The 23420-nt window shown below is 73.2% G+C and carries 23 protein-coding genes; 8 read left to right on the top strand and 15 right to left on the bottom strand.

Annotation, left to right across the window (positions count from 1 at the left end; genetic code table 11):
* Nucleotides 1-197 precede the first annotated feature (197 nt).
* Nucleotides 198-1688: a glutamate synthase subunit beta gene (locus tag FGW31_RS26425; protein WP_142196034.1), complete on the top strand. Its 1491-nt coding sequence runs from the start codon at nucleotides 198-200 to the stop codon at nucleotides 1686-1688.
* A 525-nt stretch (nucleotides 1689-2213) separates the two neighbouring features.
* On the opposite strand, the gene FGW31_RS26420 is transcribed toward FGW31_RS26425, so the two are convergent.
* From FGW31_RS26420 to FGW31_RS26410, 3 genes are all read right to left on the bottom strand, one after another.
* Nucleotides 2214-3035, bottom strand: coding sequence for an SAM-dependent methyltransferase (locus FGW31_RS26420; protein WP_233288708.1), 822 nt, complete (start codon nucleotides 3033-3035; stop codon nucleotides 2214-2216).
* An 88-nt stretch (nucleotides 3036-3123) separates the two neighbouring features.
* Nucleotides 3124-3408 (bottom strand): DUF397 domain-containing protein, encoded by a 285-nt coding sequence (locus tag FGW31_RS26415; protein WP_142196033.1) that lies wholly within the window; start codon nucleotides 3406-3408, stop codon nucleotides 3124-3126.
* Nucleotides 3409-4269 carry a helix-turn-helix domain-containing protein gene (locus tag FGW31_RS26410; RefSeq protein ID WP_142196032.1) on the bottom strand — a complete coding sequence of 287 codons (861 nt, stop codon included), beginning with the start codon at nucleotides 4267-4269 and terminating at the stop codon, nucleotides 3409-3411. It abuts the gene before it with no gap.
* 223 nt (nucleotides 4270-4492) lie between these two features.
* Between FGW31_RS26410 and FGW31_RS26405 the strand changes: the two genes are divergently transcribed.
* Entirely contained in the window at nucleotides 4493-5170 is a 678-nt protein-coding gene (locus FGW31_RS26405) for an ATP-binding protein (RefSeq protein WP_142196031.1), read from the top strand.
* A complete protein-coding gene (locus FGW31_RS26400) occupies nucleotides 5167-5607 on the top strand; it encodes a hypothetical protein (protein ID WP_142196030.1) in 441 nt (146 codons plus the stop codon). Before FGW31_RS26405 ends, FGW31_RS26400 begins: the two co-directional genes overlap by 4 nt.
* A 45-nt stretch (nucleotides 5608-5652) precedes the next feature.
* Here the strand turns inward: FGW31_RS26400 and FGW31_RS26395 are convergent, their stop codons facing one another.
* The 3 genes from FGW31_RS26395 to FGW31_RS26385 form a co-directional block, all read right to left on the bottom strand.
* Nucleotides 5653-5835 (bottom strand): hypothetical protein, encoded by a 183-nt coding sequence (locus tag FGW31_RS26395; RefSeq protein ID WP_142196029.1) that lies wholly within the window; start codon nucleotides 5833-5835, stop codon nucleotides 5653-5655.
* Nucleotides 5836-5991: 156 nt separating this feature from the next.
* Nucleotides 5992-6681, bottom strand: a complete 690-nt coding sequence (locus tag FGW31_RS26390; RefSeq protein ID WP_142196028.1) for a DUF899 domain-containing protein — start codon at nucleotides 6679-6681, stop codon at nucleotides 5992-5994.
* A gap of 113 nt (nucleotides 6682-6794) precedes the next feature.
* Nucleotides 6795-8174 carry an amidohydrolase gene (locus FGW31_RS26385; protein WP_142196027.1) on the bottom strand — a complete coding sequence of 460 codons (1380 nt, stop codon included), beginning with the start codon at nucleotides 8172-8174 and terminating at the stop codon, nucleotides 6795-6797.
* Nucleotides 8175-8273: 99 nt separating this feature from the next.
* Between FGW31_RS26385 and FGW31_RS26380 the strand changes: the two genes are divergently transcribed.
* Complete coding sequence (locus FGW31_RS26380; protein ID WP_142196026.1) at nucleotides 8274-8708, top strand: ester cyclase; 435 nt, start codon at nucleotides 8274-8276, stop codon at nucleotides 8706-8708.
* 36 nt (nucleotides 8709-8744) lie between these two features.
* On the opposite strand, the gene FGW31_RS26375 is transcribed toward FGW31_RS26380, so the two are convergent.
* The 3 genes from FGW31_RS26375 to FGW31_RS26365 form a co-directional block, all read right to left on the bottom strand.
* Nucleotides 8745-10613: an FUSC family protein gene (locus tag FGW31_RS26375; RefSeq protein WP_142196025.1), complete on the bottom strand. Its 1869-nt coding sequence runs from the start codon at nucleotides 10611-10613 to the stop codon at nucleotides 8745-8747.
* Between the two features lie 223 nt (nucleotides 10614-10836).
* Nucleotides 10837-11049 carry a DUF397 domain-containing protein gene (locus tag FGW31_RS26370; protein ID WP_142196024.1) on the bottom strand — a complete coding sequence of 71 codons (213 nt, stop codon included), beginning with the start codon at nucleotides 11047-11049 and terminating at the stop codon, nucleotides 10837-10839.
* The gene (locus FGW31_RS26365; protein WP_373303337.1) at nucleotides 11046-11894 is read right to left on the bottom strand and encodes a helix-turn-helix domain-containing protein; all 849 of its coding nucleotides are present in this window, start codon (nucleotides 11892-11894) and stop codon (nucleotides 11046-11048) included. The genes FGW31_RS26370 and FGW31_RS26365 overlap by 4 nt, the downstream gene beginning before the upstream one ends.
* Nucleotides 11895-12074: 180 nt before the next feature.
* Between FGW31_RS26365 and FGW31_RS26360 the strand changes: the two genes are divergently transcribed.
* Nucleotides 12075-12602, top strand: coding sequence for an ATP-binding protein (locus FGW31_RS26360; RefSeq protein WP_233452580.1), 528 nt, complete (start codon nucleotides 12075-12077; stop codon nucleotides 12600-12602).
* On the opposite strand, the gene FGW31_RS26355 is transcribed toward FGW31_RS26360, so the two are convergent.
* The 3 genes from FGW31_RS26355 to FGW31_RS26345 form a co-directional block, all read right to left on the bottom strand.
* Nucleotides 12541-13635 (bottom strand): hypothetical protein, encoded by a 1095-nt coding sequence (locus FGW31_RS26355; protein ID WP_142196023.1) that lies wholly within the window; start codon nucleotides 13633-13635, stop codon nucleotides 12541-12543. The genes FGW31_RS26360 and FGW31_RS26355 overlap by 62 nt on opposite strands.
* Entirely contained in the window at nucleotides 13632-14054 is a 423-nt protein-coding gene (locus FGW31_RS26350; protein WP_142196022.1) for a hypothetical protein, read from the bottom strand. The genes FGW31_RS26355 and FGW31_RS26350 overlap by 4 nt, the downstream gene beginning before the upstream one ends.
* Before the next feature lie 159 nt (nucleotides 14055-14213).
* On the bottom strand, nucleotides 14214-14975 hold the full coding sequence (locus FGW31_RS26345) for a nucleotidyltransferase domain-containing protein (protein WP_142196021.1): 762 nt from the start codon (nucleotides 14973-14975) through the stop codon (nucleotides 14214-14216).
* Between the two features lie 208 nt (nucleotides 14976-15183).
* Here FGW31_RS26345 and FGW31_RS26340 point away from each other — a divergent pair, with 208 nt between their 5' ends.
* Complete coding sequence (locus FGW31_RS26340) at nucleotides 15184-16071, top strand: MIP/aquaporin family protein (RefSeq protein WP_142196020.1); 888 nt, start codon at nucleotides 15184-15186, stop codon at nucleotides 16069-16071.
* 56 nt (nucleotides 16072-16127) lie between these two features.
* Nucleotides 16128-17645, top strand: a complete 1518-nt coding sequence (glpK, locus tag FGW31_RS26335) for a glycerol kinase GlpK (RefSeq protein ID WP_142196019.1) — start codon at nucleotides 16128-16130, stop codon at nucleotides 17643-17645.
* A gap of 6 nt (nucleotides 17646-17651) precedes the next feature.
* On the opposite strand, the gene FGW31_RS26330 is transcribed toward glpK, so the two are convergent.
* On the bottom strand, nucleotides 17652-17843 hold the full coding sequence (locus tag FGW31_RS26330) for a hypothetical protein (RefSeq protein WP_142196018.1): 192 nt from the start codon (nucleotides 17841-17843) through the stop codon (nucleotides 17652-17654).
* Nucleotides 17844-18017: 174 nt separating this feature from the next.
* Between FGW31_RS26330 and FGW31_RS26325 the strand changes: the two genes are divergently transcribed.
* A complete protein-coding gene (locus FGW31_RS26325) occupies nucleotides 18018-19151 on the top strand; it encodes a glutathione-independent formaldehyde dehydrogenase (protein ID WP_142196017.1) in 1134 nt (377 codons plus the stop codon).
* Between the two features lie 42 nt (nucleotides 19152-19193).
* On the opposite strand, the gene FGW31_RS26320 is transcribed toward FGW31_RS26325, so the two are convergent.
* The gene (locus FGW31_RS26320) at nucleotides 19194-22697 is read right to left on the bottom strand and encodes a serine/threonine-protein kinase (RefSeq protein ID WP_142196016.1); all 3504 of its coding nucleotides are present in this window, start codon (nucleotides 22695-22697) and stop codon (nucleotides 19194-19196) included.
* On the bottom strand, nucleotides 22694-23419 hold the full coding sequence (locus tag FGW31_RS26315) for a hypothetical protein (RefSeq protein ID WP_142196015.1): 726 nt from the start codon (nucleotides 23417-23419) through the stop codon (nucleotides 22694-22696). Before FGW31_RS26315 ends, FGW31_RS26320 begins: the two co-directional genes overlap by 4 nt.
* Between the last annotated feature and the right edge of the window lies 1 nt (nucleotide 23420).

Genomic DNA, 23420 nt, shown 5'->3' with positions numbered 1-23420 from the left:
CCCACCACACCCGCCCACCACACCCGCCCACCGCACCCGCCCACCGTCCACCCGCTCCGGCGGCTCCGGCGGCTCCGGCGGCTCCGGGGTAGCGCTGTCCGGCGCTCTGCGGGCGCGGGGGAACGGACGTATCGTGGCTCGAGGAGTGCCGCCCGACGACGCACGGCCTGTCACTCGCGCACGCAAGGAAGACGGCCATGGCCGATCCCAAGGGTTTTCTGACCACCCCCCGCCAGGAATGGCCCCGCAGGCCCGTGTCGGAGCGGGTCCGCGACTGGAACGAGGTCTACGTCCCGGGGGCGCTGCTGCCCGTCATCGGCGCGCAGGCCGACCGCTGCATGGACTGCGGTGTTCCGTTCTGTCACGACGCCTGTCCGCTCGGCAATCTGATCCCGGAGTGGAACGACCTGGTGTCGCGGGAGGACTGGCGGGCGGCGGCGGAGCGGCTGCACGCCACCAACAACTTCCCCGAGTTCACCGGCCGCCTGTGCCCGGCGCCGTGTGAGGCGGGCTGTGTGCTCGCCATCAACCAGCCGGCGGTGACCATCAAGAACGTCGAGTGTGCCGTCGCGGACCGGGCGTGGGAGGAGGGTTTCGCGCCGCCCGCCCCGCCGGAGCGGCTGTCGGGCCGTACGGTCGCGGTCATCGGCTCGGGCCCCACCGGGCTGGCCGCGGCGCAGCAGTTGACCCGGGCGGGTCACACGGTCGCCGTGTACGAGCGGGACGACCGGGTCGGCGGGCTGCTGCGGTACGGCATCCCGGAGTTCAAGATGGAGAAGCGGCATCTGGAACGGCGTTTGGAGCAGATGCGGGCCGAGGGGACGAGGTTCCGTACGTCCACGACGGTCGGGCGGGACGTGGACGCGGCCGGGTTGCGGGCCCGTTATGACGCGGTGGTGATCGCCACGGGGGCGACGGCGTGGCGTGAACTGGCCGTGCCGGGCAGGGAACTGGCCGGTGTGCACCAGGCGATGGAGTACCTGCCGCTGGCCAACCGGGTGTGCGAGGGCGATCTGGCGGTGTCGCCGTTGTCCGCCGCGGGGCGGCATGTCGTCATCGTCGGGGGCGGCGACACGGGCGCCGACTGTCTGGGCACCGCGGTGCGCGAGGGGGCGGCGTCGGTCACCCAGCTCGACATCTACGCCCGTCCGGGCGGGGAGCGGGACGAGGATGCCGAGCCGTGGCCGACGTTTCCGAAGCTGTACCGGCTGTCCGCGGCGCACGAGGAGGCCGGCGAGCTGCGGACGGCTCCGGCGGCGGACGCGGACGCGCGGTTGTTCGCGGCGTCCACGCTGCGTCTCACCGGCGACGCGGACGGGCATGTGCGCTCGTTGCACGTGGTCGAGGTGGATGCCGGTCGGCGTCCCGTGCCGGGCTCGGAGCGGACGCTGCCCGCCGATCTCGTGCTGCTCGCGCTCGGCTTCTCGGGGCCGGAGCGGGGGGACGGGCTGATCGCCCAGTTGGGTCTGGAGTTGGATCCGCGTGGCACGATCGCGCGGGACGCGGATTTCGCGACGAACGTGCCGGGCGTGTTCGCGGCCGGTGACGCCGCTCGTGGGCAGTCGCTGGTCGTGTGGGCCATCGCCGAGGGCCGGGCGGTGGCTGCGGCGGTCGACCGCCATCTGACCGGCGGCCCGTCCCGGCTCCCGTCCCCGATCGGACCGTACGACCGCCCGATGACGGCCTGAAGCAGCCTGCCCCCCTCGCCCGCCCTACTCAGCCCCTCCCCTGCCCTGTCAGCCCCTTCCCCGCCCTGTCAGCCCCTTCCCCGCCCTGCTCAGCCCCTCGCCCGCCCTGCTCAGCCCGCCCCCCGCCCTGCTCAGCCCCCCGCCCCACCCTGATCCGGAAGCCCTGCCCCCACCGGAGCCGAGCCCGTCCCCGACGGATGCCCCGCCCCGATCCGGAACCCCCAAGAAACCATCCCCACCCAGGCACCTACACCCCGGCCGCCCTCCGGCCGCCCTCGGCCACCTTCCGGCCGGGTTCCGCCCGCCCTCCGGCCGGGTTCCGCCCGCCCTCCGGCCGGGTTCCGCCCGCCCTCCAGCCGCCCTCCGGCCGGTTCCGAACGCCCGACGGCGGCCCGCCGGTATCGCAGCGGGCCGCCGTCGGCGGAGTGGTGCCGGAACTGCGGGCTCGTGCCCCACCGCTCCGCCGGGGTGGGCGGTGGGCGCGGATCCGGGGCCGGATCCGTGGCGCCTGCCGCCCGGCCTGGTTCAGGGCTTGCGGGCCACCGCCCCGTAGCCCGGGATCGTCTCGTCGTCCTGGCCCGGTACCGGATCGCCCAGTTCCGGGTGCCACAGGTGGGGCACCTGGACGCCGGGGTCGACCAGTTCGAGGCCGTCGAAGAAGCGGGTGAACTCCTCGCGGGAGCGCAGTGCCAGGGTGACGCCGGCCGCCTTGAGCTTGTCGGTGGCCGCCTTCGACTCCTCGGGTTTGAAGTCGGCCGTGGCGTGGGTGAGGACCAGGTAGCTGCCGGAGGGCAGTGCGCCCAGCAGCCGCCCGACCAGTTCGTGCGCGCCGTCCTCGTCGGAGACGAAGTGCAGCAGCGCGATGAGCGACAGGGCGACGGGCTGGTTGAAGTCGAGGACCTTGCGGGCGCCTTCGAGGATGGTGTCCGGATCGCGTACGTCGGCCTGGAGGTATTCGGTCAGCCCTTCGTCGGTGCCGCGCAGCAGGGCCGCCGCGTGGGCCAGCACGATGGGGTCGTTGTCGCAGTACACGACGCGGGCGTCGGGTGCGACCGTCTGGGCCACCTGGTGCAGGTTGGGTTCGGTGGGTATGCCGGTGCCGACGTCGAGGAACTGGCGGATGCCCTGGCCGGCGAGCCAGCGTGTGGCCCGCTGCATGAACGCGCGGTTCACGCGCGCCATGACCGGGACCCTGGGGTCGAGGGCCAGCATCTGCCGGCCCATGGCTTCGTCGACCGGGTAGTTGTCCTTGCCGCCCAGGTACCAGTCGTACATCCGCGCGGGGTGCGGTCTGCTGGTGTCGATCTCCATGGGCGGCGTGGGCTCCATGGGGTTGTGCCCGGTCATGACGGACTCCGTAGGTCTCTGCAACTGTTAGTGATCAATTCAGTGCCGCTTCAGCAGGGAAAACACAAGGTAGAGCGGACAACAGGGGTCAGGACAGCAGGAAATCCGCCTCTCCGGCCTTGGCTCCTTCGATGAAGGCCGTCATCTCGGCGGAGGTGTAGATGAGCGCCGGGCCGTCGGGGTCGGTGGACTGCCGTACCGCGATCCGGCCGTCGGCGAGTTTCATCGCCTCCAGGCAGTTGCCTCCGTTCCCGCCGCTCCACGGCTTGTGCCAGCCCTCGCTGCCCAGGTCCCGCGCGGGCATGCCGTTGTAGATCCGCTCGGTGCGGACGCGCGGCTGGGGCAGGGACTTGCGGGACTCGAAGAGTTCCATTCACAGCTCCTTGCGGAGATCCTGGAGGATCTCCTTCGTGCGATGTGCCGTAGCGGCTTGCGCCGCCATGCGGTCCATGACCTCGAGGTGGGTCGCCACCTCGGCGCGCGCGTCCAGGTAGACGGCGCCGGTCAGGTACTCGCTGTAGACCATGTCCGGCAGTTCGGGCATGGCAAATCGGAACAGCACGAACGGCCCGTACGTGCCGGGGTGCGGCCCGCCGGCGAACGTCGCGACCTGCAGCGTCACATTGGGCAGCTTCGTCGCCTCGAGGAGCTTGTCGATCTGGGCGCGCATGACCTCGGTGCCGCCGACCGGGCGGCGCAGGGCGGTCTCGTCCATCACGACCCACAGCCTGGGCGCGTCCTCGCGGGTGAGGAGTGCCTGCCGCTGCATGCGCAGGTCGACATGGCGCTCGATGTCCTCGGGCTGGGTCTGGCCGACGGCACCGGAGCGCAGCACGCCGCGCGCGTAGTCCTCGGTCTGGAGCAGGCCGGGGACGAAGTGGGGTTCGTAGCTGCGGATGAGGGAGGCGGCGCCTTCGAGGCTGACGTACATCGAGAACCAGCCGGGCAGGATGTCGTGGAAGCGCTGCCACCATCCGGGGCGGTTGGCGTCCTCCGCGAGCTGTACGAAGGCGTCGGCTTCCTCGTCGGAGACGCCGTAGGCCTTCAACAGCAGTTGGAGGTACGGGATTTTGAGCGCGACCTCGGCCATCTCCATGCGGCGGACCGTGGCCGGGGCCACCCGGAGGATGCGGGCTGCTTCCTCCCGTTTGAGCCCCGCGCGTTCCCGCAGGTCCAGCAGGCGTCGGCCGAGGACGACCTGGCCGACCGTCGGCGCGGACCGGGGTTCGCTCACACTCCACCTCCCTCGAACGTTTGCTGACAGCCTCGCGGCGCCACTCGAAGACCCGTCCGAAGATCCTTCGGTCCGAACATGTGGTTCGAACAGTTCTTCGGCGATCCCAACTGGCGCCGCGCGGGGTGCTGTTGCGAGCAGTGTGCCACGGCCGTGCAGACCGTCATACAGCACTCTGCATTTTTCAGAGTGACACTTGCCAAGTGTTCACGGCGGGGCGATAGTGGCAAGCGTGATTCCGTCCGCGCCTTTAGGAACAGACGCCGCCGCCGCTGGTTCCATCGGCCTCGGCGCCGCCTCGGCTGCCACCCCGTCCGGGGTCGCTGCCGGACGCCGGTTCCGTTTCGAGCTGGCCGCCCATCCGGGTTCCCCCGCCCAGGCCAGACGCCTGACGAGGGCGCGACTGACCGGCTGGTCGGTGTGCGAGGACACCTGCGACACAGCGGCCCTGGTCGTCTCCGAACTGGTCACCAACGCCATCGTCCACACCGCGAGCAGGCACATCGTGTGCGAGCTGCACGACAGCGGCGACCTGGTGCGCATAGCCGTGCGTGACGAGGGCTGCGCGCCGGGCCGGCCACGGGCGAACACCCGTCGGCGGCCGGAGGAGGAGCGCGGCCGGGGGCTGCTTCTCGTCGACGCCCTGTGTCAGTCGTGGGGCGCCCACGAGCACGGGCCCGGCCTGCTGGTCTGGGCCGATCTGCCGCGCACGGCGGACGCTCCGCGCGATCCCTCGGAGCCCCGCAACGACCTCGGCTGGGGCACCCGCCCGAAACCGGGACCGGCCGGCGGCTCGGACAACGACGAGGGCGACGACGAGGCCGGCCGCCTGGGCCGGCCCGCGGAGAGCCGGGACGCGTCTCCGCGCCGACGCGCCCACCGGGACGGGGCGCGCACGTGACGGGCGTGTCCGGCCCGCGGGTGCTGACCCTCGACTCGCTGGTCCGCATCCGGCGCGGACGGCAGACACGCGGCGCACCGCTGCGGCTGCCGGTGCCCGACGGGATGACGGCCCCGATGGGCTGCGACGCGGTGGCGGTGCCCGCCCTCCTGGGCCAGCAGGTGATTCCCCGCCTGCCCCGGGTGGGCTGCGTCTACGCCGACGAGACGCACTGGTGGTGGCTGGTCCCGTCCGACTCCGACTACGCCCTGCAGTGGCCGGCGCCCGCGCGCTACGCCGTCGGCGCGATCCTCCCGGACACCGGCACCTCGGTCCTGCCCGACCTGATCCACCGCCCCGACGGCACGCTCCCGTACACGCCGCCTATACCGCTCTACCTGGCGCTGTGCCACCTGACCGGGACCGCTCCGGCCTGGTCCCGTCCGGTCAGCGCGTAACCACAGGCAGAGCCCTGCCGGCGCACGCCGGGTCCCGCGCCGGTGTCACGCGGTGGCGTCACCGGCGCTCTCGCCGCGGACGATCACCAGGAACATGTCGGTGGCGAGGTCCATGACGACCTCGGCGGGCAGGCCCTCCAGGCGTCGCGCGTGCGCGAACTCCTCCGCGGGCCAGGAACCACGCGGTCCACCTGCGGGAAAGCGTTCGAGCACCGTTCGCCCGTTCACCCTGCCACCTCCATGCTGCGTTGTACTCGTAGAGTTAAACGCCAACCATGGGGTGAACACCTCGCCCGGTGACGGTACTGAGACCTAGTTGACACCCGTTCACCGTCACGTGTGAGCGGGATCTCAGCTTTTCGGCTCAATGCGTCACGGACGGTGTCAGTCGTCGTACTCGTCGTGATAGCGGATGCGGTCGCTTCCCGCGGGCGCGCCGAGGGCCGACGCGCGCCCTTCGGGTTCCTCCCACTCCTCCTGCCGGCCGAGCGCGGTCAGGTCCAGCAGGCTGGTGGTCGAGCCGAGCCCGTCGAGTCCGCGTCCGTACGTCGAGTAGGTGTGGAACACCTGGTCGCCGTCGCGCAGGAAGCAGCTGAGGCCGGGCCGCTCGACGCGTTTCCCGTCCTGTTCGACGGTCGCTTCGAAGTCCTCGTTGAAGTCGCCGGAGCAGGTGGAGTACCAGGGCACTGTCCAGCCCATCCGCGCCTTGAACGGCAGGATCCTGGTGTACGGGGCCCGCGAGACGGCCGCGAACGTGGTGCCCCGCGCCCTGAGGTGGGCGAGGTGACCGATCTGGTCGAGGAACGCGGAGCAGCCGCGGCATCCGGCGTCCCACTCGGGGGCGAACATGAAGTGGTGGACGACGAGCTGCTGCCGCCCCTCGAACAGGTCGAGCAGCGTGGCCTTGCCGTCGCCGCCCTCGAAGAGGTACTCGCTGTCGATCCGGACCATGGGCAGGCGACGCCGCTCGGCGTTCAGCGCGTCCCGCGCGCGGGTGACGACCTTCTCCTTGACCAACAGCTCCTCGCGCGCCGCGCGCCACTCGGCACGCGAGACGACCTCCGGAAGCGACATGACTCCTCCTGTACGACGGTCCCGTTCCACGGGTGACTCCCGGGCCGTACGGAACTCATCGCTCGCCCGCGGATTTTCCGCTCACGGATTTCCGCGCACGCGTCCGCCGCGCGTCATGTGTCGTAGTCCTGGATGCGGCGGCCGTGGCTCCGGTCGACGAGTGCGGGCAGCCGTTCGCCCAGTTCCCGTACCGTCTTCGCGACGTCGAGGGTGAGGAGTTGCCGGTCGCGCATGAGGATGCGGCCGTCCACGACGGTCGTGCGGACGTCGGCGGAGCGGGCGCTGTGCACCAGGGTCGCGGCGAGGTCGTGGACGGGCTGGGTGTGGGGTCCGGTGAGGTCGACGAGGGCGATGTCCGCGCGGCGTCCGGGCGCGATGCCGCCGACGCTGTCGCCGAGGCCGACCGCGCGGGCGCTCTGCAGCGTGGCGTGGTGCAGGGCCTGACGGGAGGTCATCCAGCGCGGGTCGCCTTCCGTCGACTTCTGGATCAGTGAGGTGAGCGCCATCGACTCCCACACGTCGAGGGAGTTGTTGGAGGCGGCGCCGTCCGTGGCGAGGCCGACCGGGATGCCGATGGCGCGCAGCGCGCGCACCGGTGTGGTGGTGGGCCAGGCGAACTTCAGGTAGCCGCGCGGTGCGGTCGCCACGGCCGTACGGCCGCTCGCGCGTTCCAGCAGCGGCAGATCGCTCTCCGCGATGCCGGTGCCGTGGGCGAGGAGCACGTCGGTGTCGAGGATGCCGGTGCGGGAGAGGACCTCGATGGGGGTGACGCCGTGCCGGGCGAGGGAGGCGTCGGTCTGGTCGCGGTTCTCGGCGGCGTGGACGTGGACGGGCAGTCCGTGGGTGCGGGCCAGTTCGGCGGTGGCGGTGAGGTCGGCGTCGGCCACGGTGTAGGGGGCGTGCGGGGCCAGCGCGGTGGTGATGCGGCCGTCGGCGGCCCCGGCGTACCGCAGTGCGAACTCCAGTGAGCGTTGCCGTCCTTCGGGTCCCTGCGAGGAGAAGAACGCCTCTCCCAGCAGCGCCCGCATGCCGCACTCGGCGACCACGGCGGCGACCGCGTCCATGGCGAAGTAGTGGTCGGCGAAGCAGGTGACGCCGCCCATGATCATCTCCGCGCAGGCGAGCCGGGCGCCGAGTTCGACGTCCCGGTCGGTGAGGTTGGACTCCACCGGCCAGACGACGTCGTTGAACCACTCCTCGGTCGGCAGGTCCTCGGCGAGGCCGCGCAGGGCGACCATCGGGGCGTGCGTGTGGCAGTTGATCAGGCCGGGCAGCGCGACCTGGCCGCGGGCGTCGATCCGTTCCGCGGCGGCGCGTCCCGCGACGGCCTCGGCACTGGTCACCTCCTCCACGATCCCGCCGCGTACGACGATCGCGGCGTCCTGCGCGAAACCGATCCGTTCCTGGTCGTCGTGGGTGAGGACGGTGCATCCGGTGATGAGGAGATCGGCCGGCGGCTGCGGGCCGGTGGACGTCGTCGCGGTGGGCGTCATCACGCCAACATAGAAGGACCTCGGCGAACAGGACATTCCCGCGGAGGCTGGCTAGCGTGGGCCGTACGGCACTCGGTCCCACGGCCCGCTGGAGGCGACATGGTGCTCGACCGGCTCACTGCGCACAAGGACGTCGCCCGCCGCTTCCTGGAGGAGGCCCGGCAGGCGGACCGGGTGGCCGAGTACGGCGAGCTGTGCACGGCGGACTACGTCGAGCACGACCCCGGGATGCCGCGCGAGTCGGTGGGCCTGGCCGAGGCCCGGGAGGTGTACCGGGGAGTGGCCGAGGCGTTCCGGCTCCGGCACTCGGTGGAGAGCATGGCGGCCGAGGACGACCTGGTGTGCATGCGGTTCACGGTGCGCGGACAGCACACCGGTGCGTACGAGGGTCTCGCGCCGTCCGGCCGGACCTTCGAGTCGACCGGTCATGTCACCTGCCGTTTCCGGGACGGGAAGATCGCGGAGACCTGGTTCAACTGGGACACCGCGGGCATGAAGGAGCAGCTCGCGGGCGGCTCCGCGGCTCCCGCGTGACGCACCGCTGCGGGCCGCGTCGCCCAGGGCTTCGGCTCATCCGGTGACGGCCGGCAGGCGCGGCAGGCGCAGGTCGACCCGGGGCCGGCGGCGGGCGAGTTCGTCGCGGAGTTCGGTGAGCCGGCGGATGTGCGGGGAGTCGAGCCGGCCGGTGTCGTCGAGGTGGACGGCGCAGGCGGTGGTGGTGTCGACGAGCCGTTCGAGGGTGGCGGCGGTCTCGTCCGCGCCGTCGGCGTGCCGGGCGAGCGGCGGGAGTTCCGCGGAGGCCAGGGCGATGGCGGTACGGGCTTCGGCGAGGGTGCGGTAGGCCTCGCGGCGCAGCGCCCAGCGGGCGGCGCGGTCGTCGGAGCCGCAGAGTACGTGGTCGAGGTAGGTCTGGGCGGCGGCGCCCGCCTCGGTGAGCCGGGCGCGGATGGCGTCGCCGCGCGGTCCCGGCAGCGGGAGGTGACCGACGACCAGGACGAGGCCGCAGGCCAGCAGGGTCTCGGCGATCCGGCCGACGGACGCCTGCGGCTCGCCGCCGGCCATGACCAGGGCGAGCACCAGCACGGTGACGACGGCGGTCTGGGCGGCGAAGTGCCGGGTGGCCACGGGGATCAGCGCGCCGCAGGCCGCGACCAGCGCGACGAGCCCTTCGGGCCGGGGCAGCAGCGCGGCGAGCCCGGCGAACAGCAGCGCCCCGAGGACCGTGCCCGCGGCCCGGGACAGCACCCGGGAGGCCAGGGGTCCGAGGTCGGGTTTGACGAGGAAGACGGCGGTGGCGGGCAGCCAGTACCAGTGTTCGTGCTGCCCGTACCAGCGGGCGTGGTGCAGGGCCTGGGCGATGGCGGCGCTCGCCCCGAAGCAGAGCGCGACCCGTGTGCCGTACTCGCGGCCCCGCGCGCCGAGGACGGTGCGGACGCGGGCGGCCCGGGACCGCCTGCGGCCGTGCAGGTCGCCGCCGTCGGCCCGGTCGAAGGCCTCGGCGGCGTTCAGGAGGGCGTCATCGAGGGCGCGCAGCGCGGGAGCGGACCGGGCCGGTGCGGGCAGCGGCCCGGTGGAGGCGTTGTCGCGTACGGCGGCGGCGAGGCGCCGGGGCCCCTCGGACGCCCGGGCGGGTACGGCCTGCTCGGCCCAGGCCAGCGCGGTCGCGGCCTCGGCGAGCGGCAGCGCGGCGGCGTACTGGGCGTGCAGCCGCCGCTCGGCAGCGGAGGACGCGTACCGTCGCAGCCGGGGCCCGGCGAGCGCGTCCTGCGCCTGGTCGAGGGCGGCGGTGAGGGCGGCCCGTCGCGCGGTGGCCGTCGGGGAGCCGGCCGCGTCGAGGAGCGCCGCGACGGCGTCGTACACCCCGGCGACGGCGTGCCGCTCCCCGTCGAAGCGGAAGTCGAGCCGGAAGTCCCCGGCGAAGGAGCCCGGCGTGGGCAGCGCCAGCCGCAGCGCGAGGAGCCATCCGGCACCGGCGAGGAAGGCGAGCGCCCGCAGCCATCCCGGCTCGGGCAGCGGCATCCCGGCCCCGACGGCCGCGCCGACCAGCAGTTGAATGCCGACGGCGGAACCCACCGGGCCCAGCGCGCTGACCGCTCCGGCGACCAGGCCGAGACCGGTCAGCAGCAGCGTGAGCAGCACGGCCGCGAGGTGGTCACCGGTGTACGTCCCGACGACCAGCCCGGCCGCTCCGGCGAGCGCGGGCCCGCCGATCCGTCCCACGGAGGCCCGGCGGCTGCCCGGCCGGTCGTTGATCCCGGCGAACATGGCGCCGATGGCGGCGACCACGCCGACGGTGGGCCGCCCGGCGAGTACGGCCGCGAGGAGCAGGGGCCCACCGCCCAGGGCGCCCCGTACGACCGCGCTCCGCGAGACCGGTCCGCGCTGGGCGCGCAGGGCGTGGGCCAGCCACGGGGGCAGGGCGCGGGCGGGACGGGACACGGGACTCCAGCGGTCGCATCGGGAAGGGCGTGAGCTCGCGGGCGACGGTGACCGGGCCGGGTGGACGTGTCCTCCACGGTAAGCGACGTCGTGGGAGCACCGTGAACGGTCGCGTTTCCGGCAGGTGACGAACGCGCCCCGGGCCTTCGCCCGCCCGCCCGCACGCACGCCAGTGCCCCGTGACCCGCGTCGGCGGTCACGGGGCACTGCGACGCGCTTCGCCCTACGCGGTGTGCCGGGCGGCGAACCCGACGAAGGCGGCCCACGCCTTCGGCGTGAGGCTGACCATGGGGCCTGCGACGTCCTTCGAGTCACGGACGTGCAGAACCCCGCTCCCTGGAGCCACCTCGACGCACTCGCCGCCGTTCCCGGCGCTGTAGCTGCTCCTGTACCAAGCCAGGTCGCCGATGTCCCGCCCGGCCGATTCCCCGCTCATCTCTCTCCCAACAGCTTCTCGATCAACGCGCGCGATTCTTCCGGGGTGAACGCCTGCGCGCGAAGGGCTCCGTACGCGACTTCGAGTTCCCGGACCTTTCCGCGCTCTGTGTGGACGTGGCTGTCACCTTGCACTTCCGTGTAGGCGATCCTCCGCCCATCCCTGGTCTCCATCAAGGTGAACGGGCCGGCCAGTCCAGCGTGCTGTACGCGTGCAAGCGGCATCACCTGAATGTCGACGTTCCGCTTGTCGCCCGCCAGCAGGATCTGCTCCAACTGGCCGCGCCAGACCGACTCACCACCCAGCGGACGGTGCAGCACGGCCTCCTCGATCACGAAACTCAGGTCCGGTGCCGGACGCCGGGCGAAGATGTCCTGCCGTGCCAGTCGGGCGGCCACGCGTTGCTCGATGACCTCCTCGTCCAGCAACGGACGCCACATCGCACACACCGCGCGGGCGCACTCCTCCGTCTGCAACAGTCCAGGAGCAGCCTGGGTGGCGTACACGTGAAGTTCCACCGCCTGCGTCTCCAACCTGGCCGCGTCCCGGAAGAACGCCGGATACTGCGCCCGGGCCACCTCCTCCTTGCCCGCCTTCAACAGCCCACCGGCGTCGAGCAGTTCGTCCGCCCTGTCGATGAACTTCGGCGGCGGGATCCGCCTGCCCTGCTCGAACGAGGCGATCGTCGAAGCCGAGTACCCTGCCCTGCTCCCCAGCTCCGCCCGGTCCAGTCCCGCCCGTTCCCGGCACAGTTTCAACTGCCGCCCGAACACGTGCAGGATGCCCGCGCCCGCCTCCTGCTCCTGGCCGTCCACCTGCTGCCGCTGTTCCTCCACGCCCGGCACCTCCCGTACGTACTCACCGCCGAACACCCCGCGCCTCGTCGCGCTCGCAACCAACCCGCCCCGCACCGGCCCGGTCACGGCTCACCCCGTGTACAAGGCCCGCGCCGACGGCGTACAGCCGCTGCCGGTCAGCGCGTCACGCCTGGTCCACGCTACGCACAGTGCGCGACCGTTGACCTCATGAAGTCAGCTACTCCCCCGCAAGGGCGTACGTCCCGACCGGCGCGGCCCGCCCGCGCGTTCGCGATGCGGTTCACCTCGTCCCCGCGCGGCGCGCGCCTCGCCCGCCGACTGGTCTCGCACCGCCTGCACGCCTGGGGCCACTCCTACGCCTCGCCGGCGAACGAGACGCTCACCCTGATCGCCTCCGAGCTCACCGCGAACGCCGTCCGTCACGGTCTCGTCCCCGGCCGGGACTTCCGCCTCCGTCTGACCGAGGCCGAGGGCGGCATGCTGCGCGTCGAGGTCACGGACACCCGGGCGGAGCGACGGCCGGTGGCCGAAACGCCCGGCCCGGACGGCGAATCGGGCCGGGGGCTGCTCCTGGTGGACGCTCTCGCGGACGACTGGGGTGTCACGCCCCGGCCGGCCGGCCCCGGCAAGACCGTGTGGGCGGAGTTCCGTCCGCCGCCCGGACCGGCCGCGGTTACGCCGGTATCAGGGACGCGAGGCCCCGGCCCCATGCCCCGGCGGGGCCCGGCCAGCTGAGCGGGGTGAAGAACGCGGCGACGAGCAGGAGCAGGGACACCAGTACGCAGAGGACGGCGGGGCGTTGGATGAGCCTGCGTTCCCGGTCGCCGAGCCACAGGTTCTCGGCCACCAGTCCCGCACTGCCCAGGAGGAAGACGTACGCCAGCAGGCCCGCCACCACCGTGACGGCGGTGAACCAGCCCACGTCACCGTGCTGCTCGGTCGCCGCGTAGGCCGCCCTGTTGGTCGTGACGACGAGCATCGGAACCCACGGCGGGAGGGTGAGGAGTGCCCAGATCGTGCCCACCGGGCCCCACAGGGGCAGGCCGGTCGTGTGGATCGCGGGCACGGGGCGGGCCGGGGCGTCGTGGGCGTCCGGGGCGGCCGGCCGGGCGGGGGCCGGATGCCGGTCCGGCGCGGTGCGGCGCGTCCACTCCCCCGCGACGACCCGCGCCGGGTCGGGGCCGGTCTCCTCGCCGAGCCGACGCAGCCCTTCGCGCACGGCGCCGAGTTCGGCCTCCGCCCGTTCCAGGAGGTCGGAGAACTCCTCGGCGTCCCGCTCGTCCTGCGGCGGACCGGGACGAACGGGACGGAGGTCGTCGTCGTCCCGGTCCTGTTCGCCGCCGCGTCTGCGACGCGCCAGTTCCTGCTGCGCCTGGGCCAGCAGCGCCTCGGCCCTGGCGCGTTCCTCCTCGGCCTGCCGCATCGTCGACCGGGCGCGCATGACGCGCAGTTCGGCGTCCCGCAGCCGCTCGGTGAACTCGGCGTGGGCCTCGGCGCGGCCCTCGGCCTTGGCCCTGCGGGCCTTCTCCTCCAGTTCCTGACAGCGTGCCGCCCACTCTCCGACGGCGCGGGCCAGCACCTGGACGACCACGTCGGCCCGCTCGCGCGCCTCGTGGGCGGCCAGGCCCCGGCCCTCGGCCGTGATGTTGACGTGGGTCACGTACTGGTCGCCGGCGGACTGGTACACCTGCCCGTGGCCCGAGGCGCGGCCGTACGTACCGGCGCGACGGCGTGCGTCGCCGCCCGCGCCGTCGTCCGGTGCTCTCATCGCTCGGTGATGTGGATGTCCCGGGCGGCCTGGTAGATGCGGCCGTGGTCCGTCGCGTGCGCCTCCATCCGTACTCCGCCGTCGGTGGGCCGGCCGTCCGGTGCTCGCCGCTCCCACTGTTCCAGCAGGTCGCGCAGCTCGTCGGCGGCCTCGGGGTGCTCGGCGAGCAGTTCGACGAAGCGCGCGGCCCACCGGCCCTGCAGCGGTCCGGTGACGTCGGGGCCCTCGCTCTCGGCGGCGTCGAGCGCGGTGGCGCGGGAGGCGTCGAGGTCCCGTCCGACCTCGTCGGCGGTCTGGGGGCGGAAGCGGCGCCAGACGGTCACCACTCCGTCCCTCGTCTGCTGCCATCCCTCGGCGACGAGCAGTCCCACCAGGGACGTGCCGGCCGTACCGGCCAAGGTGAGCAGATAGGGATCCATCGAAGCCCCCCGAAAGTCCGAATCCGCCGGGAGGCGTGCGCACTCCCGGCCGCGACGATGGTTCCACCGTAGTCCAACGCGCCCGCCGCACAACGCCGTTGGCGCATGCGCCCGGTACGGCGCACGGGCCGGCCCGTGCGCCTGCGCTCGCCGCGGAAGTCAGCGCAGCGCGGCCTCGAACAGCGCCTCCGCGTCGGCGACGGCCGTGGTGAGCGACTCGGGGTCGTTCCGCATGCGGGCGAGGACGTCGTCCACGGTGCGCAGTCCGGCGCGGTCGAGCAGCCGCTTCTCGTTGGTGACCCACTCGCCGCGCGCGGCCAGCACGGCGTGCCCGGTGTGCAGGGCCGCCGTGGCGACGGCCCCGGCGACCTCGGTGAGACGGCCGTGCGGGGCGTGGTTGGCCCGCGCGTAGGCGAGCGTCGCGGCGGCCGTACCGTGCCAGCGCTCGGCAGCGGTGCGGCGCAGGGCCTTTGGGTAGGCCGGGCGGGGCAGTTCACCGCGCAGCACCTCGTTGATCGCGAGTTCGGCGACCACCAGGTAGGTCGGGATGCCGGCCAGGTGGAACAGCAGCGGTTCGACGCGGAAGCGGCCCGCCTGCGCCTCCGCCAGTTCGTGCTCGACGACGTCGAGGTCGCGGTAGTGCACGTCGACGCGGCGCCCGTCGATGGTCAGCCAGGCACCGCCGTTGAAGACGCCGCCGCCCCAGGCGCCGACGTCGCAGACCTCGCCCTGCCAGCCGACGGCGCGCAGGTCGTCCGGGTCGAAGGGGCCCCGGTAGTAGACGGCCAGGTCCCAGTCGCTGTCGGGCCGGTGGGTGCCCTGCGCGCGGGAACCGCCGAGGGTGACCGCCCGGACGGTGGGCAGGGCGGCGAGACGGTCGGCGGTGGCGTCGAGGAACGCCTGGTCCGTGCGGGAGGGCATGGCTGCGGGCTCCTGTCGGTCGGTCGGGCACGACGGTCCGCCAGCGTACGCGGGAGGCGGAGCACGATGGTCGGGCGCCCGCACGCCGGTACCGCCGGGCATTGCTCCAGAGGGAGGAAACACGGCTCTCGACGAGCCCGATCACTCCGGCGCACCTACGCTTCCGTTCAGGGAGGGAGGTCCACGTCAATCCAGCCGAGGAGAGCCGATGGCTGAACGCATGGCACGTCGACGCGGCTATCGAAAGGGCCTCGGCGGTGAGATGCTCGCCGAGTTCCTGGGAACGTTCGTCCTGATCCTGCTGGGCGTCGCCTCGGTGGCCGTCTCCGTGGTCGGTCTCCCGGGTTCGGGCCGGCAGGTGGTGGAGTTCGGGCCCGCCAACTGGCTCATCATCGCGTGGGGCTGGGGGCTCGCCGTGGTGTTCGCCATCTACGTGGCCGGCGGCATCAGCGGCGCCCACATCAATCCCGCGGTGACGCTGGCCTTCGCCGTCCGCAGGGACTTCCCGTGGCGGAAGGTGCTGCCGTACTGGCTGGCGCAGGTCCTGGGCGCCTTCGTCGCCGCCGCGCTCGTCTACGCCTGCTACCGATGGGCGATCGACGCGGCCGACGCCCGGGCGGGCGTCCCGCGCGACGAATCACTGGCGACCTACTCGATCTTCGCCACGTTCCCCGCCGAATACTTCGGAAACTCCTGGTGGGGGCCGCTGCTCGACCAGATCGTGGGGACCGGGATCCTCCTGCTGCTGGTGTGCGCGCTCATCGACACCCGCAACACGGCACCGCTGTCGAACCTGCACCCCTTCCTCATCGGCCTGGTGGTCGTCGCGATCGGTCTGACGTTCGGCACCAATGCCGGATACGCGATCAATCCCGCGCGTGACTTCGGACCGCGGCTGTTCACCTACTTCGAGGGCTGGGGCTCGATCGCCCTGCCGGGAACGTTCGGGTGGTTCAGCGGCTACTGGTGGATCCCCATCGTCGGCCCGCTCATCGGCGGAGTACTCGGAGCCCTGGTGTACGACCTGCTCGTCAGCCCGGTGATCAAGGCCCGGCTGGAGGCGGCCGAGGAAGGCCCGGCCACGGAACAGCCCTAGGTGTTCGCACGGTTTCGGGCACGGCCCTGCCCGGTCACGAGGAGAGGTGACACACGATGCCCGAGTTCGTCGGCGCGGTGGACCAGGGAACCACCAGCACCCGCTTCATGGTCTTCGACCACGCCGGAAACGAGGTGGCGAAGCACCAGCTCGAACACCGGCAGATCCTGCCGCGCTCGGGGTGGGTGGAGCACGACCCGGTGGAGATCTGGGAGCGCACCAACACCGTCATCCAGAACGCGCTGCGCGACGGCGGCCTGTCGGCCACCGACCTGCGGGCCATCGGCATCACCAACCAGCGCGAGACGACCGTGGTGTGGGACCCGCGCACCGGCCGCCCGTACTACAACGCCGTCGTCTGGCAGGACACCCGCACCGACAGCATCGCCGCCGCCCTGGAACGCGAGGGGCACGGCGAGGTCATCCGCCACAAGGCCGGTCTGCCGCCGGCCACCTACTTCTCCGGCGGCAAGATCAAGTGGCTGCTGGAGAACGTGGACGGACTGCGCGAGGCCGCCGAGGCGGGCCACGCCCTGTTCGGCAACACGGACGCCTGGGTGCTGTGGAACCTCACCGGCGGCCCCAACGGCGGAGTGCACGCCACCGACGTGACCAACGCCAGCCGCACCATGCTGATGAACCTGGAGACCCTGGACTGGGACGACGAACTGCTGGGCATCTTCGGCATCCCGCGCGCCATGCTGCCGTCCATCCACCCGTCCTCCGACCCGGAGGCGTACGGCAGGGCCCGCACCTCCCGGCCGCTGGGCGCCGCCGTTCCGATCACCGGCGTCCTCGGCGACCAGCAGGCCGCGACCGTCGGCCAGGTCTGCTTCTCCCCCGGCGAGGCCAAGAACACCTACGGCACCGGCAACTTCCTGGTGCTCAACACGGGCACCGAGCTGGTGCGGTCCCGCCACGGGCTGCTGACGACGGTGGCGTACCAGTTCGCGGGCAGCCCCGTGGTCTACGCGCTGGAGGGTTCCATCGCCGTCACCGGCGCGGCCGTGCAGTGGCTGCGCGACCAGCTGAAGATCATCAGGAGTGCGCCGGACAGCGAACAGCTGGCGCGTACCGTCGAGGACAACGGCGGCATGTACTTCGTGCCGGCCTTCTCCGGCCTGTTCGCCCCCTACTGGCGCTCCGACGCCCGCGGCGCCATCGTGGGGCTGGCCCGCTACAACACCGGCGGGCACATCGCGCGGGCCACGCTGGAGGCCATCTGCTACCAGAGCCGTGACGTGGTCGAGGCCATGGAGCAGGACTCGGGCGTGCACCTGGACGTACTGAAGGTGGACGGCGGCGTGACCGCGAACGACCTGTGCATGCAGATCCAGGCCGACGTGCTGGGCGTGCCGGTGAGCCGTCCCGTGGTGGCCGAGACCACGGCACTGGGTGCCGCGTACGCGGCCGGGCTCGCCACCGGCTTCTGGCGGGACACCGACGAACTGCGCTCGCACTGGCAGGAGTCCCGGCGCTGGGACCCGCAGTGGAGCGAGGAGCGGCGCCGGGACGGCTACCAGGACTGGAAGCGGGCGGTGGAGCGCACCCTGGACTGGGTACGGGTCGACTGAGGGCGGTCAGCGGTCGGCGATGTCCTCGCGCAGGCCGTCGGAGAACTCCCACCACGCCAGCGGGAGCCAGTCACCGTCGACGAAGGCGTCGACACTCGCGCCGCGACCGCGGACCGTCACCGTCGTGCCCGGCGGATAAGTGGTGCCGGACAGTCCGGGCACGGGAACGAGGAGCGTTCCCAGCCTCTGCGCCGCCATGTCCGCCCCTTTCCGTTCCGGGTTCACTGCCGACCTGGCATTGCCGGGGATATTACCGGCTTGCCCCATTCGGCAGACCGGAGAATCATGAGATATCGGTCACGCGGAACACCGGGAGGGGCGCGGCACACCGGATTCAACGGATATCAACCCCAGTGAGCGGAGGTCGCAGCCATGAAGGCCGTCGTGTACAAGGGACCGTTCGAGGTCGCGGTCGAAGAGGTCGAGGATCCCGCCGTCCAGCATCCGAACGATGTGATCGTCAAGGTCACCTCCACCGCGATCTGCGGCTCCGACCTGCACATGTACGAAGGCCGCACCGCCGCCGAGCCCGGCATCACCTTCGGCCACGAGAACATGGGCACGGTCGCGGAGGTCGGCCCGGGTGTCACCACCCTGAAGGAGGGCGACCGCGTGGTCATGCCCTTCAACGTCGCCTGCGGTTTCTGCACCAACTGCGTCGAGGGATTCACCGGTTACTGCCTGACCGTCAATCCCGGTTTCCCGGGCGGCGCCTACGGTTACGTCGCCATGGGCCCCTGGAAGGGCGGCCAGGCCGAATACCTGCGCGTTCCCTACGCGGACTTCAACTGCCTGAAACTGCCGCCGGGCACCGAGCACGAGAACGACTTCGTCCTGCTCGCCGACATCTTCCCCACCGGTTACCACGGCTGTGAACTCGCCCAGGTCCGACCCGGCGAGAGCGTCGCCGTGTACGGAGCGGGCCCGGTCGGCCTCATGGCCGCCTACTCGGCGCTGCTGCGCGGCGCGAGCAAGGTGTTCGTCGTGGACCGGGTCGCCGAGCGGCTGCGGAAGGCGGAGGAGATCGGCGCGGTCCCGGTCGACTTCTCCCAGGGCGATCCGGTCGAGCAGATCCAGGAGCAGACCGACGGCGCGGGCACCGACAAGGGCATCGACGCGGTGGGCTACCAGGCGGCGGCGCGCGGCGCGGACCGCGAGGAACCGGCGACGGTCCTGAACTCGCTGGTCCGTACGGTGCGGGCCACCGGGGCGCTCGGCGTGCCCGGCCTCTACGTCCCGGCCGATCCCGGCGCACCGGACGAGCAGGCCAAGCAGGGCATGCTCCTCGTCGCGATCGGCAAGCTCTTCGAGAAGGGCCTGCGGATGGGGACAGGCCAGTGCAACGTGAAGCGCTACAACCGGCACCTGCGGGACCTGATCATCGCGGGCAGGGCCCGGCCGAGCTTCGTCGTCTCGCACGAACTGCCGCTGGACCAGGCGCCGTCGGCCTACGACAAGTTCGACAAGCGGATCGAGGGCTACACGAAGGTGGTGCTGCGCCCGTAGCCCGGCGTCGGGCGGCCGGACAGAACCTGCACCGCCGCCCCGTCAGCGCGGGTCGCGCCCGGCCAGCTCCCAGTCGATGTCCCAGACGTGCACGGCGCCGTCGTCACCCGCGGCCAGGACGTGCTGCCCGTCGGCGGTCATGTGCACCGCGTGCACATCGCAGCCGTGTCCCTCCAGCCGACCCGCCTCGCGGCCCGTGGCCACCTCCCACAGGCGCAGCACGTTGTCCGTGCCGGCGGTGACGACGAAGTCGCCGACCGGCACGGCGTGCACGTCCCGCAGCATGACGGCGCCGGTCCCGGCGTCGATACGGCGGACGAGCCGGCCGGAGGCCAGATGCCGGACGCGCACTCCGCCCTGCGACCGCAGCCGGGTGGCCGTCACGAGGTGGCCGTCGGGGGTGAGGCACATCGAGCCGGGGCCGCCGGCGGGATGGGTCTCCGGGACGCGGACGCAGCGGCCGGTGCTCAGGTCCCACTGGCGGACGCCCGTGTCGTGGACGCCGGCCGACAGGGCGTGACGGCCGTCGGGCGTCACGCACACCGACCCGACGGGGCCGTGGTGACCGGTCATCGTGTGGAGGCACGCCTGCGTCCGCAGGTCCCACACCCGTACCGTGCTGTCGCTGCCGCCGGTCACGACGCGTCGGCCGTCGGGGGTCACGAAGACGGCGAGGACGGCGGCGGTGTGCCCGGTGAGGGTGCGGTGACGGTCGGCGGGCAGGCCCTCGGCGGGGCCGTCCGGGTCGGCGGGCAGGCCCTCGGCGGGGCCGTCCGGGTCGGCGGCCGGCGCGGTGAGGTCCCACACGCGCGCGGTGCGGTCCCGGCCGCCGGTCACCGCGTACCGGCCGTCGGGCGTCACGCGGACCGCCAGCACCGTGCCGGTGTGCCCGGCGAGCCGTCGGACACGGCGGCCGGTGGTCAGGTCCCGCACCCAGACGGTGTCGTCGGTGTGGCCGCTCGACAGGACGAACCGGCCGTCGGGGGTGACGCAGACGTCGGTGAGGGCCCGGCCGTCCCCGTCCAGGCGGCGGCTGTGCCACGCCGCCCGCAGGCCGGTCGGGCGGGTGTCGCGCGCCATGCGCCGCCAGGCGGCCATCAGCTCCGGTGAGCGCTCGTGCCCGGGCAGGGACCGGGCCTCGCGCAGCAGGGCGAGCGCGGCTGCGGTGTTCCCGCGCTCCTGCTCCCGGGCCGCCCGCGCCACCAGTTCCGTCCCCCGCGCGTCGCCCGCGGAGGCGTCCAGGGCGGAGCGGGGACGGCAGACCTGGAGTGCGACGGCACCGGGGCGCGGCCACAGGCTGTGCACGACGACCTTCCGGCGGCCCGGCTGCAGCAGGTAACGCCCGTCGGCGGTGAGTTCGGCCCACACGCCCGGCACGTCGTCCTGCTCGAAGGCGTTGAGGCAGCGTCCGGTGGTGAGGTCCCACACGCGGGCCGGGCCGCCGAGTTCGGTGGTGAGCGCCAGGTCCGCGGAGCCGTCGGCGAACGCGGCACCGTCGACGATTCCCGTGTGCCCGCCCAGCGTGCGCACGCAGTCGCCGGTGTCCAGGTCCCACAGCCGTGCCATGTGGTCGCCGCCGGTCAGCGCCAGCCGGCCGTCGGCCGCGACGGCGAGCGCGCCGACCGGGGCGGTGTGTCCTTCGAGCCGGTGCGTGCAGCGCCCGGTGCGGACGTCCAAGACCCGGACGGTGAGATCCTCGTCGTCGGCGGCGGCGGTGATCACCCGCCGGCCGGCCCGGTCCGCGGCCATCAGCACCACCGAACGGCTGTGGCCGCGCAAGGTGCCCAGCCGCCGGCCGTGCGGCCAGTCCCACACCCCCACGTCACCGCCCGACTCGGCGATCAGCACCGTGCACTCGTCCAGGAACAGGGGGCCCGCCGTCACCTCGGCGGCGGCCCGGACGACGTACGGGCGGCGGCGGCCGTCGAGCCGCCAGATGCGGATGCGGTCCGGCTGGTCGGACAAGCGGTGCAACGCCATCACCCGGATGTCGGGAGCCACGGTGACCCGGGCGGCGGGTCCCCGGCGTTTCCTGCCGCGCAGGCAGGCGCCGCTGCTCAGATCCCACAGCCTGACCGCACGGTCCGTTCCGGTGCTGACGGCGTACCGCCCGTCCGCGGAGACGTGCACCGCGTTCACCTGGTGCGGTGCGTGGCCGCCGAGGGTGCGCACCAGGCGTCCGGTGGCCGTCTCGTGCAGGGTGAGCCGCCCGTCGTCGTGGCCGGTCAGCACGTGCCGGCCGTCGGGCAGCGTGCGCATCACGGCGACCCTGGTGGTGCCGACGACGGGGATGGTGACCGCCGGGACCGTCGCACCGCGTTCGGCGTCGACGAGCGCCGTCAGCCGCCGTACCCGCTCGTGGCGTTCGGTGCTCGCGCGGCCGGTGTCGCCGGGCAGCGCCGACCGCAGTTCGCGCAGCACGTCGTCGGCGGTGATCTCGCCCGCGCGCCAGCGCAGCACCCCCAGGTTGTAGGAGGCCTCGGGGTGCCGCGGGTCGACCTCCAGGGCCCGGCGCAGCAGCCGCAGCACCTCGGCGTCCCCGGCCCGCCGCAGGTCGCGGAGGGACAGTGCCCGGTTGTTCAGCTCGTCGGCGCGCAGCCGGGCGGCGGCCGGCCGCTGTCGCGGGTAGCGGCGCCCGGTCAGCTCCTCGTGCACGGCGGTCAGCTCGGCGGCGACCTCCGCCATGCCCGCAGGCCGGTCCTCGGGTGCGTGGGCCAGGCAGCGTGCCAGCAGGCCGGCGAGCCGGTCGGGTACGGGCCACACACGGGCCCAGCGTCCGCCGGTGGCGCGGTAGTCGGCGAGGGCGTCCGCGGCTGCGGCCCCGTCGAGCCAGGGTCCTCCGCCGGTGAACATCTCCAGCACGGCGGCCGCGAAGCTCCACAGGTCCGTGGCGGGGCCGGTGGCACGTCCGGCGGCCTGTTCCGGCGAGCGGTAGCGCGGGGTGCCGCGGTGCGCGCCGGGGGCCTGCGCCAGCCCGAAGTCGGCGACCCTGACCTGCCCGTCGTCACCGACGAGGACGTTGCCCGGCTTCACGTCCCGGTGGACCACTCCCCGGGCGTGGGCGTACTCCAGGCCCCAGGCCGTCTGCACCGCGATGTCCAGGATCCGGGCGAGGACGTCCGGCTCCTCGCCCCGGTACAGCGGCGGGTCCTCGACCCGCATCCGGTCGTCGAGGCTGCCTCCCTCCACGTACTCGGCGAACACCCGGGGGAAGTCGTCCACGGTGCGTACGTAGTGGCAGGCGCAGATGTGCGGGTGCAGACCGAGGTCGACCCAGGTCCGGGCCTCCTGCACGAAGCTCTCCCGGTCGGCCGGGCGGCTGAGCAGGTGCCGCTGGGGGCTCTTGACGGCGACGGCTGTGCCCCAGTCCAGGTGCCGGGCCGGGTAGACGACGCCCATGCCGCCGCTGCGTGGCTCGCCGGTGATCTCGTAGGTGTCCAGCAGGCGTGTGCCGACGGGCCATTCGACCGGCGGGCCCGCCGGGGAGGGCGCCGGGCCGGTGGCGTCGAGGGTGGCCCCGTCGTCGTGTCCGCCGTACCCGGTCATCCGCGCTCTCCCGGCGGCGGCAGGCCGTTGATCGCCATGGTGCAGGCCACGGGCAGCAGCGAGGGCAGGTAGACGTCGTCGTCGGGCGGTGTCGGCCAGGAGCCGGGCCCGTTCTCGATGTTGAAGAGCACGGCGTACGGGTAGCCGGCCAGGTGCAGGCGGGGATCCGCCTCCCAGGGCAGGTCCTGTGCCGCGTACGCGCGCATCCACCGCCGCATCCGCAGCAGCAGGCGCCGCGTGCGGTGCCGGTCCCACCGGTTCCAGGCGAGGCCGTCCGCCTTCATCCGCCGGTGGATCAGTTCGGTGAGCCGGTCCCAGGACCGTCCGTCGGTACGGCCGGCCAGCCGGACGCTCTGCGCGCGGCCGAGGACGACGTCCAGCAGCAGGGCCTCCTCGGGCACCGTCGGCTCGGGGGCGTCGGGATGCCGGGAGACGACCAGTCCGGACGGCCCTGCGTACTCGCTCCCGTAGCTGAGCCACAGGTGCCTGCGGATCGCGAGGTCGGCCAGCTGGGCGGCCACCACCCGCCCGTAACGGTGCTCCGGCACCTCGTTCATCGCCGGCCACACCAGTGCGCCCGCCCGCAGCAGCGGCATCTCCGCGGACACGCCCTCGAACATCGGCGTCAGACGCGCGGGCAGCGGAAGGCTGCCGAGCGGGACACCGGTCCCGGGCGGCCCGCCCGTGATGCGGGTGTGCAACCGCGCGTAGGGTCCCGTCACC

The organism is Streptomyces calvus (assembly GCF_006782915.1).
GTDB lineage: Bacteria > Actinomycetota > Actinomycetes > Streptomycetales > Streptomycetaceae > Streptomyces > Streptomyces calvus.
Note: the sequence above shows the minus strand (reverse complement) of the source record. Positions and strands in the feature narration are given on the sequence as shown.